Source organism: Vibrio hepatarius (assembly GCF_043642085.1).
Taxonomy (GTDB): domain Bacteria; phylum Pseudomonadota; class Gammaproteobacteria; order Enterobacterales; family Vibrionaceae; genus Vibrio; species Vibrio hepatarius_C.
In genome coordinates this window covers 548,346-563,226 of record NZ_JBHZSA010000003.1, presented here as the reverse complement: position 1 = coordinate 563,226, position 14,881 = coordinate 548,346, and the positions used below count along the sequence as shown (strand labels likewise).

Sequence of the window (14,881 nt, the reverse complement as noted above, 5' to 3'; positions counted from 1 at the left end):
ATCAGTTACCACCAAAACAGAGGTATTTCACATCGAGATATTCGTCGATGCCTTGCTTGGCACCCTCTCGACCAATACCCGATTGTTTTACGCCACCAAAAGGCGCAACTTCTGTCGAAATGATGCCTTCATTGATGCCAACCATGCCGTATTCGAGTGCTTCCGCAATCTTCCACACTCGGTGGATATTCTGGCTGTAGAAGTATGAAGCCAAGCCATAGATGGTGTCATTGGCCATTTCAATCAGCTGCTCATCGCTATCAAACTCAATCACAGGAGCGACAGGGCCAAAAATCTCTTGAGAGACGATATCCATATCGTGGGTAACATTCTTAAGCACGACAGGTTGCACAAACAGTCCATCTAACGATGTCAGTTCAGATACAGGCTGAGCACCCTGCTCAATAGCGTGGTCGATCAAAGCTTGGATATTCTGTTTTGCAGGCGCACTGATCACCGGACCAACACTCACCCCATCTTCGAGACCATCTCCAACCCTTAGCTTTTGAGCTGCTGCATCAAACTTAGTCACAAACTCATCATACACCTTGCTGTGTACATAGAATCGGTTCGCGCATACACACGTTTGACCTGCATTGCGAAACTTAGAGGCCATAGCACCAGCCACTGCCGCATCAATATCTGCATCATCAAACACGATAAACGGCGCATTGCCACCAAGCTCCATAGAGGTGCGCTTAATGTCATGGGCACTTTGCTGCATCAATAGGCGACCGACTTGGGTAGACCCAGTAAACGACAGTTTTCGAATTAATGGATGTGAGGTAAAGATATCGCCCACCAGCGGAGCACTCTCACCCAATACAACTTGAAGCACTTGGCGCGGGATCCCTGCTTGATAAGCAAGTTCAACCACAGCAAAAGCAGACAGTGGCGTAAGCTCCGCAGGCTTGACAATAAAGCTACAGCCTGCGGCCAGAGCTGGTGCAGCCTTGCGGGTAATCATTGCAATTGGGAAGTTCCAAGGCGTAATCGCACAGGCAACACCAATTGGCTGTTTGATTGTCACCAAGCGCTTATCACCACTAGGCGCAGGAATCGTTTCACCGTAAGTCCGCTTGGCTTCCTCAGCAAACCATTCAACAAAGCTCGCACCATACATGACTTCACCTTGAGCTTCAGCCATCGGCTTACCTTGCTCAAGAGTCATCAACCGAGCTAAGTCGTCTTTGTTTTCAATTAACAGCTGGTACCAGCGGTTGAGTAGTTGAGAGCGAGTTTTAGCTGACTGAGCCGCCCACTCTTTTTGCGCTAAATGTGCTTGCTCAACTCGACCTTTAATCGCCTGTTCAGAATAGATAGGCGCATAACCTAGTACCTCTCCCGTCGCAGGGTTGACCACTTCGATACCTGGTTCTTTTTCTGACACCATGAATGAGACAAGGCTTTGATTATTAATATGTTGCATGGTGGTTCCCCTTGGTATCAATTTCATCACCCAACGTTAGGTGATAATCATGTACAGTTTACGGAAACTGACTAGCAATGAATATAGAAAAAGCGACCCTATCTAGGGCCGCTTTATTGAGTTTAGTGAGAGGTTTATTTACATTGATTATGCTGGCTGCTATTCACTTTACGCCAAACGCCCCACTGACCACCAGAACCAGGCTCGTTACCTTGTGTCCACCATTGGTTGTCCCACTCAGCCCCTTGCCACGTCACTCGTTGACATGGAGTAGCGTAAGTTTTGCCCGCTTGCCATAGAGGAGATTGAATCACCTCTGGAATTGGTGACTGCACGACTGAAACTTCTACACTATCGGAAAGCTCACCATCACTAATAGTTAGAGAAAATCGATACGTCGTTTTAGCATTAGTGTCAGCGAAACGAACTACCGTATTCGCTTCAGTTGGTGTCTCTAGTACCGCTAACGGGAATGTCGGCGCAATCTGTTGCCATTGATAAACCAAGCTATCACCATCTGGGTCCGTTGATTTATCACCGCTTAACAATAAAAAGCCCGCACCTTCCAATGTGTTTTTGTCGGTTGTCACAATCGCATTTGGCGCTTGGTTTGTCTCTGTCGACTCCTGAATTAGGATCTGTTTTTCCTTAGTCGAAGCATCGAAAGACCCCGAGACCACTGGTGAAGACCACTGCTCAGCACTGTTACTGACGTACAAACGATAGTCTTTGATTGTGCCGTTAACATTGCCATCCTGTCGAGGAAGATAGTTGATCTGCGATAGTTCAACACGACCACCTAAATCAATCACCATCTCATGAGGTGGGTTCACTAATGGAGATTCACTCCAACGACTATGCCAAAACGTTTTTGGATCCCATCAATCGCTTGAATAGCGTAGCGAGGATAACGAGTCTCTTCACTTGAAACCGACACTATGGACAACTGTTCTGTTGGTACAAATGCCCCTTGGCTATCCACAAAGCTCAGCTCCGCAGCGGATGCAAAGCTTTGGTCTTTTATCTCTGAATCAGCGACTAATCGAACATAACGGAAACCTTCGCCCATCTCGTCAGGGGTCTGGTCCGCAACATTCAGTTGCCATTGACGCTCATTGACCAATCGTCCGTTAAGATCAGACTTCACTTGACTGGTCATATCCTTTACGATTGCTTTTAACGTATGGCTACCAGATTCCAGTTGCTCTGAATTGAGTGCCAATTGAGTATTCTGACCAGAATCCATTACCTTTCCATTCAATAGCCAAGTAACCTCCAAGCGATCAGGTGGAATCGGTGTTGAAATTGAGAAAGATCGAATACCTTGCATATCAATGCTCTGCTCAGTTGGGCTGACTGAGGCTAATGGCTTGATCGTCTCGTACATCTTCAAGATCAGCGCTTCAGTGTTGACTGACTCAAACTCTCGACTGTCACCTAGCGAACGCATTATAGAGTTTTTCGTTGGACGGTATTTCCCTTCAGAGCAATACTGTGCACCTTCAAATATCCCGACGTCAGGATCATGTTCCATCCAGTGTGCCCATTTGACATCGCTCGATTTCATCGTGACATTCTTGGCATTTGGTTCACGGTTTAAGTTACAGCTCCCATAGCTATACTCATCGGCCAATTTACCAAACGTATGCCCAACTTCGTGCAAAGCTAAGCTAACTGCACTGGAGTGAGTCGACATAGTTGCTATGTTTTGATAACCCGCACCACCGTATTTATCTGTATTTGAGACGACTAAATAGATTTCATCTGCATCATTCGGAAGTACCGACTTCGCTTCATCAATCGATTGATAACGATCTTTTAGCAACAGTAAGCGATCTGAAGCACTACGGAAATAGCTCTTAAAAGCGCTGCCCTCTAACGGACTCCCGTTCTCTGCTACGCCCGACAGCTGACTTGGCTTTTCAATTAACCACACATTGAAGTAGTCGCGATAGTCGCGATAAGGTGTTTTGGAAAAAAAGCCGTCCATCACTGAAGCTGCATCTTGGCGAAATTTTTCTTTTTCGTCAGCTCGATAACCATCGCCCAATAAAACTAGGTCGATTTTGTCTTGAGGAGCGCCATTATCAATAAGCTTATAGGCTGAAGTCATTGCACTTCGCACCATTGGCGAACGCATCGCTTTATCACCACTCAACATAAGCTCTACTACACTGCCATTCTCATCCAAGGTATAAGCTCGAAATGTCTCACCCTGATTTAAAATCACCTGCTGAGCTGCATTTAATGTCAGAAATCCACGTTCAAACCACTGCGCTTGAAAAGAGACAAACTCGCCGGTCTGTTCATCAAATTCTTCAAATTGAGTATAGAGCGGGTTTTCAAGCTCAATAAGACCAATACGCTCATACGATCTCCCTATCACTTCAATAACCATTTGTTGCGGTGTTTCTAATCCCAGCTCTGGCGCGGTATATGGCACAAAAGAAACGCTTTCTGACGCCGTCACTTGCAGTTCGTGTGGAATATCTGTGTTAGAGAAAGCACTCGTTGACACCATGCCTGAAAGCGAGATCGCCATGGCCAGTGTTTTAAGTCCATGCTTCATCATAATTTCATCCTTTCAATTTCTATTTTTCTTCCATCCACTTAAACAGAAAGCACGCCACGACCATCCGATTAGTCTGGGGTCATGCGATCACTTAAGCGATGCGAGTATGTCGGGAGAAAACCTCTTCTCCCGACAGCACTACTACCAAGATTTACTCAGTAACTAACAGGCTGGGCCTTGTATAGCCCATACACCACTCGCATCAGGGCGTTCACCTTTTGTCCACCACTTAGCTTGATACTTAACCCCTTGATAAGTGACGACATCACCACCTGTGTAAGCTCGCTCACTAGACCAAGGTAGGCTCACATCGCTGACCAACTCCCAAGCAGCACTTTGATCTGGCTGATTGTTGCGAGTCCAGTGTTTTGCTTTCCAAACCAAGCCGTTGTAACTGACGGTATTACCGCCAACGTAGGTTTGACTAGAAGACCACTGGGGATGGTTGCTCGCATTGGGATCATTGACATCACAACTGCCTGTCATCGCTTTCACATTTATGCGCGTCGTCGCCTGAGATTGAGCGCCATGAGGGTCAGCAACCACGACTGAGATTGAATACGTTTTGTCGCTTTGAACCTCAGGTAACGTCACTTTTATCGCACCTTCACCAATCACTTGATAAGCTAAGCCTGAAGTATTCCAACGGTACGATAGAGCATCTCCGTCTTGATCAAATGCCGAAGCTCTCACGTCAACTGACTGCCCAGAATTGCCATTTAGCGATGCTGGTAAGGTTACGATCGGAGCACTGTTTTCAATCAGATTTGGGGTAGTTGAAATAATCACGGTGTCGGTTGTACTCGCTTTTCCATCAGAAACAGTCAGCATAAAGGTGTAGATTTCTGATTTTGCTGAATCAGGCAGAACTACTTCTGCAGTCGCTTCGCGGTCAAATCGGATCGTCACAGGATCGCCAGCTACCTGTTGCCACTGGTAACTTAAACTATCACCATCAATGTCTGTTGAAGCCAAGCCAGATAAAATCACCGTCGAACCTGAGTTAACCAATTGATCACCACCAGCGTTGGCAACGGGGGCCGTATTGCTGTCTGGTTGAATTGGGCTTAGAGAATCAGACTGAATAATTGAAACTTCTAGTGGCTGTTTTGGCTCACTGATTTGCAGCGTGCTCAGTACATTGTTATCACAAATGATTTCCGCTTTCGTCGGGTCATCAGACTGTCTGATATTAATGTGTAGCTTGTTCATCAGATTGGCATCGTAGCGGAACCCTGTTAGCAGATAGTTATCAGTGTCATGGGTTTTCCCATTGTAGACTTTGACATAACAGCCTTGAGTATTTAGCTCACCCAACTGAGTTGGTTCATAGACAAAGCCATACGCGCCATGAAGAGCTGGGAATAAATAGCTATCGAGTTGCTGCATCGGATCGTAATAGCCGACAAGCGTTGTTACCGGTACGCCAAAGTCGCTCGGAACTCGCGCTGGCAAGTTATTAGTCTCGTCATCTGGATTAAATTCAACCCACGAGTAGTTGTCATTCACATAGTGTTTCGTGTCACCTCGATTCAAGTTTATGCTTTGACCATTAACATAAACGGTCACGCCGTAGCCTGAATATCGTGAAACGCTGATCTTCTTACCTAACGCCACTTCTTGTGCATTTGGCAGGTAAATATCCCTGATCCAGCGGCCATCATATGTTTGAATGCCCAGAACATCGTACTTGCTGATATAGCCTGCAAGAACCTGCCCTTGAATATCTCCTTGGAGCGTGTCGAGTTCACTTTGGCTCGCGATGGTCTTAAATTCCACCAGCGGAGGCTGTACAAACTCTTCCATTTGCTTGGTCATACTATTCCACTTTTTAAAACCAGACTCAGACGTTTCGTCAAACACTGCTTTGCTCTCTAAAAACGTCTGTATATCACTCAGCACGTAAGGTGTATGAAGAGTATATTTAGAAATAGGAGACGATGGTTCGCCGCCCGCCATCGCATCACGATTAAACTTGTAGCCTTCAAAAGCGGGGATACCGATACCGTCACTACAACAAACTTGATCTTCTCCTGTCTGCTTATTCCACATAAAGTTAGCAATGAAGCGCTTCTGAGATACATCCCAGCCCCAACCTGAGTTAATGTCCGTTGATGGCCTATGCGTAGAACCGTCCGTCCCTCCAGGGTAATGGCCAATACCGAAGTTATGACCGATCTCGTGACTCCATTCATTTCCTAGTGTCTTGGTTAAGGTAACCATTCCCGCACCGCCACTACCGCCATGTACTACGACGCCATTTTTATAACGACCAACTGGCGTCACTGCGGTTAACTGAGCAGAGGTAAATGGGTGGCCTTTTCCGGTGGCACCTGAAGCGTTAATGCCATAGTTAGCATTGTTAATACCGTGAGCGACCAGAACTTTAGAAATATACTCGCGCATATCACCTCGGTGCCAAGTCCCCATACTTGGATCGTATTCCGTAAGCAGCACCCCAGTTGGTAACATGACTTCATCAAGTTTGACTGGTTCATATGGGTTGACGACCAATTTGCTGACTGGGATTTTTTGAAAGTAGTCCTCGTGATATTTCGTATCTTGCATGAAATCGAAACGGTCTCTTGGAGCCGTTAACATGCCAAGATCCATGGTATTAATCATCAATTGGTTGGGTGCACCAATCTCAAGATCGATTAGCTGACCAGTTCGTTCACCGCTTGAAAGCTCCAACGTTAAACCTGGCTGCATCCAAGAAGCTGGTAACGTCACCGACCACATATCGTTGGCATAAACAATATTATTGTCATGACCGTCATGCGCAGGAAGCTGTTCTGGCGTAGCGAGGGCTAATTCACCGAGAATTTCGTTGTTCGCATCACGACCGATTACTGACACGCTATTGCCCGCGATTGGCATATCAGCCACAGGTTGAACCATTAACAAGGTGTCACGTAACGCCGTCAGATGAGGACGCGGGTCCCCTTTCGTATTGTGGTGAGGCATGGTGATATTTTGCGCGTAGCTAATCATCGCCTCAAAGTCACCCTGCAAGTCGTTTGCGACCGTTGTGGTGTTGAATGCCACATTTTGTGCAGATGCGGCCATGCTTAACATGATGCTGCCCGCGAGCAAGCTTATTTTGGTTTTCCTTTGTTTCATTTTTTGTTCCTAGTTATTGATATTGCTCAGTTTTCCACTGCGTATGTAAGAGCTGTTAACATTGTTTTTTGGATGTCGATATCGGCTTGCAGTCGTTTCAATACAAAGACTACTGACTTATTTCACGACGATGTTGATTGTTGAGTCTTGGTAGGGGTTGCTCAGCCCTGAGAAGAAGATATTGTTGCGCCACAGAACGCGCTCTCCTCGCTTTGCTTCCACTCGAACAAAGTACTTTGCATCTTCATCTAGCTGATTGGTGTTGTACTCCAGAACATAGCGAGCTAAAAAACCCGTCTCGTAACTCGCTTTTGTTGTGGTAGTCGCGACGATTTTGGCCTCTCCGCTCGAATTAAATTCTTCTAAAGCTACGTTCACAGGAACCTCAACAAACTCAAGATCAGGGCTACCTGGTTTGAGCCAACCTTGGATTGAAACCGGGCTATTTAGGGGTTTCGGCGCAGTCGCTTTTTGCTCTGTCACCGAGACTTGTGAAGTCACAGTCACTTGCTTGGTGGCGTCCGAGCTATCGCACCCTGTCAGCGCTAATAGCGGCAAGAATAAAGCGCATCGTTGGAGGATGGTGATCATGAAATTACTCCTGAAATAAGGGGGAAGAAACCTCCCCCTTTTCTTTACGGCTTAAGTGAGCATTAGCTTACGTTGGTGAAGATTCCGGAAACCGAGCTAGTATTTCCGCCATAAGGTACTGACGTCCCCATCGCTTGAGCTACGGTGGCCCAAATACGCTGTTGATCAACCTGACGCCCTGCCGCCCAGTGATTTCGGTCCCCTTGAGAAGTAATGTTCAAATAACGACCTTGACCATCACCACTCTTCAATAGGCCAGAAGCACCACCAACAAATAACATCGGTTGGTTGTACTGGTGCTCTGGGGCGCCATCGGACATTTCTGAGGTAATCACCACGAGTGTGTGGTCCAACAATGAATCTGAAGGGACATCAGGATCGGCATGGCGAGAAAGCTCGTCCAAGAACAGTTTCGCCTGACGTGCATACCATTTACGGCTATCTTTCCACTCCTGCTCACTCTTATAGCGATGGGCTAGGTCATGTGGATTCGCATTCAAACTGGCATCTTTTATCACCACTTGGTCAGCCGAGCGACCGACTTGCACCGTTGCTACTCGAGACACTCCACAACTCAGTGCTGTCGCCACGACTTGGTGGTGGCTTGACTGAACTTGGTTGCGGAAATCAGCCGACATCATCGGGTGATTGCTTGGCATGACAGGAGAACATTCCGCCGTAATTGGCAGTGTCGCATCCATATCAGCAACCACTTGCTCCATCGAATCCAAGTGGGTATCCAGTTTTTGTCGCTCACTGCCAGATAGCTTCGAGCGCAGCGTTTGAATATCTTGGTTGATTGGATCAAATAGATGCGTCCCATTGTTGTTTTGAGCCGTACGCGCTTTTGCGCCGCTGTAGTTAGTGCCGAAAATGTTTTCGAATAACAGCGTCGGGTTACCATGAGGAGTACGCTTGTTCTTACCATCCCAAGAGACATACCAGTTCACGCTATCTGTCGCATGAGGACCAGCAAATATAGAACGTTGAGAAGGGTCCGTTCCCTGCATAGCTCGTCCTAGCAAGACATCGATCGAAGAGTGACTTTTGTTTTGATCTCGCAGCACTTCTGTCCAACCGTTATGACCCGCGTTGCCTTGACCTAAGATGATTCCTTGCAGGTATAAAGAGCGGTTTTTATACGCAGCAAGCTCTTGGCTCACTTCATTTAACGTAAACTGAGTGGTATCACTCGCATTCGCTTGGGCTGTTTTTGGAAACCATAGCCCTTGGTTAAATCGACCGTTAAAACCATCCGTTGCAAGTCCATCTGGCACGACAAAGAACACCACTTTGGTTTTCGCTTGGCCTGTTGTGCCTGCATGAGCGATGCGGGTAAGTCCAGGCAATGACATTGGAGCTAAAACACCTGCCCCTGCCGCGGCTTTTAGAAAACGTCTACGACTTTTTAGAAAAGACATTAGTTACTCTCCTTTTTGAATTTGAACATTTGCGACGTTGCTAGGGTTTCCAGCATTTCTGTAATCGAGCCACTCTTCTCTAGCTGCTTAGTCATGTCTTGAATGCCCGCATTCGAGTTGGCATTCGCCTCTTGTCCCATCGCATAACGGAAGTAGCTGTCCGCTAAACACTGAAGGACAGTGGCATTGGTAGGGAAGTGAGCAGAAATATCGCGCACATTGTTAAACTCAAGCATCACATGAGAACCAGAGTTATCCACCAGTGGACCTGACGCATCAATTGGCAAAGTAACACTTGGGTCGTTGTACGCTGGTTCGGTCGTTCTCCATTCACCCGTCTGGCTGTAGTTCTCCATCGAAGCGCCGGTGTCATTCATGAACTCATGACACTGCCAACACTGTCCTGCCGAGGCATCTTGACCGTTAATGGTGTCCCAACGCTCACGAGTAGTAATTGGCGACTCAGGTAGTTCGATTGAGTCGGGATCAACGTCAACAGGTACACCGATGGTGCGACATAGTAAGTTCTGACGGATCATTAGGCCGCGCTTGACCAATGAGGTTGCCGCATAGTCTGAGTTCACAACGTGTGTCAGACCTTGTTGTAACAGACCACCACGCTGGCCATTGTCGACCACGACTTTTTGGAACTCTTCGCCCGTAACACCACTGATTCCGTAGTGCTGAGCGAGTGCTCCGTTGACAAAAGTGAAGTTCGGGTTAAATAGCTCTGCGACCGTGCCTTCCCCTTCGGTTAGGAAGTAACGAATAAACTCCGCCTGTTCCTGCACCATAGCGTTGACTACTTCAGTCGTTAGGCCCGGCTTTTCAGGTAGCTCTTGAACTTGGGTATGGATGTAGTAACCAATAAAGTCGGTAAATCGCGCAATACCTCTTGAACTGGTCAACATACTTGCCACTTCGGCAGCAACCTGTTCGTTGGTTTCTAGTTCACCATGGGATGCCTTCGCTAACAGAGACTCACTTGGCGTTGTACCAAGGAAGCTGTATGAAAGCGCGGTAGCAACTTCGTACTGACTCAGCTCATACACGTGAGCCTCATCCGTCAAAGTACCTAGCTCTGAGCGGTACAAGAAATTCGGCGACAACAGCATCGACGCAACCAGATCTCTGGCTCCATATTGACCAAGGAAGGTGCTAAACCTTGATTGCTCGTCAGCGGTTAATGGTCGACGATAGATTTTCTGACCGAGTTTAGAAATGAACTGTGCTTTGTTGGCATTATCACTGTAACCAATGGACGCTAAATCAAGACGACTTGCGATATCGACCGCCATCGCGTGGTACTGTTTCATGTCCTCAGTTAGGATGATGCCCTGACTAGATTGACCAGCGAATTTAAATTCACGTTCATATTTGTCTTTCGGCAGTTTTTGCTTATCAACTGTGATGGCAAATAAATCTTGAATGGTATTGGCATACTCAAGGTAGGTAAGCAGTCTAACTTGTCGATCACCATACGATTCCGTTTGACCGAGGTACTCGCTCCACACTTCATCAAATAGGTAGTCGGCAATTTCTTCTGCACAGGTTAGATCACAGTGACCCGCCACCGGCATCGACATGATTTTGTCGAGCAGTGCATCGTATCCTGCGTTGTTCCACGTGTTTGCCTTATTCGCATTGTCGAAGAACTCTGTTGAGTGACACGCATTACAGTTCTGCGCCATAAGATCTTCGCCAGAGTTAAAGCCGATAAACTCCACATCTAAGTTGTGCTCTAAAGTGGACTCATTGATAGCCACATTGAGCTTAGATGGTTGAGGGAAGTAGTTCTTTAGATATGGGAAACGAACTTCGTACGAACCGTAGTCTAGCGTTTCTTCTAATGACGCTCCCCAAGCGACTTCACGCTCAAACGTTTTGTTTTGCGCTTTATCAATGAAGGTAAGGCGTAAGCTAGATTCAGTGGCATTCGCAGGTTTCGGCGGTGCAGTAAACCTAACGACACCTACCAAATCTTTCGGTTTTTCAACATACTTCAGCTCAATCGTAGCCGTTGCAGCACTGTTAGAGATCGTAATCGAATGAATACGTTGCTCTGGGATGAACTCATCAACATCATTTAAACGAACTTGATAAGTTCCATTTTCTAGACCATCAATATTCATTGAAGGTGCATTCCACGCAACATGGAACTTACTTTCGTGACCATTCGGATGAATCAGAGCGCCACTGACCAACTCATCACTTAGGCTGCTATCCGGTGCTTCAGTGGTCGTGAACGTGATCTGTTTCTGGTTTGCTCCTGATGCATCATAAGAGACGCGGTAAACTACGCTCGCCTTATCATCTGACACCAGCATTGAGCCATCGTCTAATTCGAGGAACTCGACTGGACGACCAATACATGCATCGGTTAAACACGCGTAAGATTCAACCGCTTGACGATCTCTCATCCAGCCCGTCACCAATGGGCGCTCATGAATCACATCGGTACCATTTTGAATAGTCACCATACGAAGCTCTAACCCTGGGTGCTCAGGCTTACTGTTACCATGAGTCGCGTAAACAAGGTGCTGAATATTGTCTGACTGCGAGTAAGCGTTCCAGAACTTCACCCCTAATGGCGCGCTGTTGGTGAACACATCAAACTCAGCGCCAGCGTAGTCTGTTGGTTTAACCACGTCATAATCGATCTGAGGCAAAATCGCTTTCGGTGGGATAATTGGGTAGCCATCACTGCCCTCCCCACCAAGGAGTAGGTCTTGCCAGTTCGCCATCTCATGATCCGTTAGACCACGCGTATCTTTACCGAAGAAAATTGGCGCACCAAAGTTTTGATTACCTGGGTTTGAGATACGGTTGATCTCATCTGGGTTATCAAACTGCTGGCGGTTGTTGTCACTGAACCAGATCTCGCCCGTTTTAGGGTGCCAGTCAAAACCTACTGAGTTACGAATACCATTGGCTTGGATTTCGTACTCACCCGTTTCCAAGTCAATCGCAAAGATGGTCCCGTAAAGCTCTTCTTCTGGTGTGGTACAAATGTTACATGGTAGACCAGCAGCGGTATAAAGCTTCTTGTCCGTCGGGTCGACGGTATTGAACTTTAATGGATGTTTTTGGTGCTGCATCCGAGTCCACCACTGCGTTGTAGGGATCGGCGTTTTAGTACCATCAGCAGGATAGGTGAAGATCTTTTCAGCTACAGGACGTGACTTAAAGGTTTCATTGATGTTCTCAATCTTGTATAGAGCACCTACCGTGCTGTAGTAGAGATTGCCATCGCGATACGCGACACCATGAGGCTCTTCGCCTTCCGCCACAACATAAGTCCCGATCGGCTGTTTCGTTTGAGGATCAAGTTGAACGGCGTAAATAGTGCCACCTAAAGGTTCGCTATCTAGCATGATTGAAGAGGAGCCAACGAAAATCATGTTGTCACCCATCGCCATAGAGCGAGGTTGATAAATCCCTTCTAGATAGGTTTCAACTTTCACTCCACCTAATGGGAAAAGTGCTTCGGTCGCAATCGGTGCTCGATACAGAGCATTGATATCAATTTGTCGCTCTTCAGACTTGGAAAAATTCACTACCCAAGGTGAGAAACGGGCAACGTAGCCACTGAAACCATCAAGGTTCAGTTGATACAAACAGTCTTCACCTAAACCATCAATATTGACAGTTTCGCCCCATGTCCCTTCAATTTGAGTGGTCGTGCCATCCGCTGGACAATAAAGCGTGCCAGTCAAAACTTGGCCTTGCAGTTCAGCAGGAGGATTCAAGAGATCTTTATGATCAAAGCTAGGGAAAGTGATAGCTAAACGATTGCCTTCAAAGGCTTGCTCAACATTGAGCGCCACATTTTCTGAACGTGTTTGTGCACCTTTATCATCAGTAGCAACAGCGAAGAGTTGATAATCGCCTTCACTCAAACCTTGGTGACTTAGTGTAAATGGAGCCTGACTCGACGTTCCCGCTAAAATACCATCGATGTAATACTCTACCTTTGCAACTTGACCATCTTCATCGTTGGTATTGGCACTCAATTCAAACGCTGAGTTCGCTGTTACATTAGGCTGCACGACTGAGATAGAAGGTGCGACATTTGGTTGCGTGTCACAAGCCCCTTCAACGTCCCATGCATCCGTCCAGAAATCACTGCCATTCCATGAGACACCTGGCTCATAGGGAGCTTGCCCACACCAGCCAAACTGCTTACATACGTAGATAGAGCCATTGTTCTGAACCTTATCGCCAAAGGCATAATTACCACCATTTTGGTACTGAGGTACATCACAGCTTCCACCAGAGCTCTCCCCACCAGACAAGGATTTTGCAGTGATATTGATTTCTGACGTGCGTGTTGTATTGCCTGCGGCATCAATCGCTTCAGCTACGATAGCCGTTGTGCCTTCTTGGGCGATAACAACAGCGGTATATGGCGCACTTTTCTTTGTCGCAAGTAACTCACCATTGGCATAGAAACGCACCTCAGTGAGATCACCGTCTACGTCGGAGGCCTGTGCTGCCACCACGATTGATTCGCCGGATAGAGTGTTAACATAAGACTGTGGTGAAACAATGTTGATGACCGGTGGTGTCGTTTCAACAACTGGAGTCGTGACCTTAAATGCCTGAGGTGGAGATTCCGTTCGGTTCCCTGCGATATCATAAGCCGCTGTATGGAATGAATAGAGACCTTCATTTACAGGAGTAAATTGGAAATTAAATGGTGGCTGTGTTTTTGTCGCTAGTTTTTGTCCATCCACATAAAACTCTACGCCAGCGAGATCGTCATCGACGTCACTAATACTAGCAACGACATTCAAAAAATCGCCTAATTGCAGTTCGACTTGGCCCGTTGGCTGAGTAATGCCAATTTCAGGCGCAGTGCCTTTGTTTGGTTCAACAGTAACCGTTCGAGTAACACTTTGCGTGATATTCCCTTTAGAGTCGTATGCTTTCACGTAAACCGAGTGCATACCTACCCCGAGATCGGCAAGATTAAACTCGTATGGTGACGTTTTATCATCAGAGATCTGACGATCATTGACGAAAAACTTAACGCCTTCTAGGTCGCCATCAACATCGGAAGCCTGCGCTGTTAACGTTACAGACTGGCCTTCTACGATGGAGATATTTGAACTAGGGCGAGATAGAGTAACGCTAGGCGCATTGTTAGGCTCGACCACGTTGTCATCACCCGCAAAACGAAACGAAGCCTCAATCAACGCACTGTCCAAGGTTCCGCTATAGCCAAAGGTCATCGAGACTGACTCACCAGGCTTAAGCAAACGAGATGTGCCGTTGTATGACACAAATACCAACGTATTGGTGAACATATCACCATTCGCCTTTGAAGATTTCAGGGTCACACTAGCCCCGCTGACTCCCCATGGCGCGCTATACATAGGCGATGGAGTATCAAAACGAAACTCGTTCTGATGCAATTCAATCGCACTACTTCCGTTGTTTTTGAGAGTAATCTGATAATTATTCCAATGTGATGAAGGTGACGCAGGTTGAACCAACTCCCCCACCATTCCGCCATTTAAATTCACACTAGCGACAACATCTGTCGCTAGAATTGACATAGGCAGTGTTAATAGAACACGGTTTTTCAACATTTTTCTCCTAGTTAGGTTTATGTTTTTATTTTCTACCAGTGAAACACCTGGGATTATTAATTCTTATTGATTGTTCACCTATAAAAGTGAACATCTTAAAAAACCAAAAACACACGCATAAAGTCAGGCAAATTGAATCAATCAATTAGGT

At 46.7% G+C, this 14,881-nt stretch carries 7 protein-coding genes; all 7 read right to left on the bottom strand.

The genetic code is table 11. The features are described 5' to 3' along the window. Position 1 precedes the first annotated feature (1 nt). Entirely contained in the window at positions 2 to 1,429 is a 1,428-nt protein-coding gene (locus ACHUFZ_RS08675) for an NAD-dependent succinate-semialdehyde dehydrogenase (protein WP_394126814.1), read from the bottom strand. Positions 1,430 to 1,563: 134 nt separating this feature from the next. Beyond that, positions 1,564 to 2,262, bottom strand: a complete 699-nt coding sequence (locus ACHUFZ_RS08670) for a discoidin domain-containing protein (RefSeq protein ID WP_394126813.1) — start codon at positions 2,260 to 2,262, stop codon at positions 1,564 to 1,566. Next, on the bottom strand, positions 2,262 to 4,001 hold the full coding sequence (locus ACHUFZ_RS08665) for a M64 family metallopeptidase (protein WP_394126812.1): 1,740 nt from the start codon (positions 3,999 to 4,001) through the stop codon (positions 2,262 to 2,264). The genes ACHUFZ_RS08670 and ACHUFZ_RS08665 overlap by 1 nt, the downstream gene beginning before the upstream one ends. Before the next feature lie 162 nt (positions 4,002 to 4,163). Beyond that, a complete protein-coding gene (locus tag ACHUFZ_RS08660; RefSeq protein WP_394126811.1) occupies positions 4,164 to 7,124 on the bottom strand; it encodes a M66 family metalloprotease in 2,961 nt (986 codons plus the stop codon). A 117-nt stretch (positions 7,125 to 7,241) separates the two neighbouring features. After that, on the bottom strand, positions 7,242 to 7,715 hold the full coding sequence (locus ACHUFZ_RS08655) for a hypothetical protein (RefSeq protein ID WP_394126810.1): 474 nt from the start codon (positions 7,713 to 7,715) through the stop codon (positions 7,242 to 7,244). A gap of 62 nt (positions 7,716 to 7,777) precedes the next feature. Then, entirely contained in the window at positions 7,778 to 9,136 is a 1,359-nt protein-coding gene (locus ACHUFZ_RS08650) for a DUF1552 domain-containing protein (protein ID WP_394126809.1), read from the bottom strand. Beyond that, positions 9,136 to 14,730, bottom strand: coding sequence for an Ig-like domain-containing protein (locus ACHUFZ_RS08645; RefSeq protein ID WP_394126808.1), 5,595 nt, complete (start codon positions 14,728 to 14,730; stop codon positions 9,136 to 9,138). Before ACHUFZ_RS08645 ends, ACHUFZ_RS08650 begins: the two co-directional genes overlap by 1 nt. Between the last annotated feature and the right edge of the window lie 151 nt (positions 14,731 to 14,881).

Coding starts and splice junctions, on each gene's coding strand:
- ACHUFZ_RS08645 (WP_394126808.1), bottom strand. CDS start 14,730: ATGTTGAAAAACCGTGTTCTATTAACACTGCCTATGTCAATTCTAGCG.
- ACHUFZ_RS08660 (WP_394126811.1), bottom strand. CDS start 7,124: ATGAAACAAAGGAAAACCAAAATAAGCTTGCTCGCGGGCAGCATCATG.
- ACHUFZ_RS08655 (WP_394126810.1), bottom strand. CDS start 7,715: ATGATCACCATCCTCCAACGATGCGCTTTATTCTTGCCGCTATTAGCG.
- ACHUFZ_RS08665 (WP_394126812.1), bottom strand. CDS start 4,001: ATGATGAAGCATGGACTTAAAACACTGGCCATGGCGATCTCGCTTTCA.
- ACHUFZ_RS08650 (WP_394126809.1), bottom strand. CDS start 9,136: ATGTCTTTTCTAAAAAGTCGTAGACGTTTTCTAAAAGCCGCGGCAGGG.
- ACHUFZ_RS08675 (WP_394126814.1), bottom strand. CDS start 1,429: ATGCAACATATTAATAATCAAAGCCTTGTCTCATTCATGGTGTCAGAA.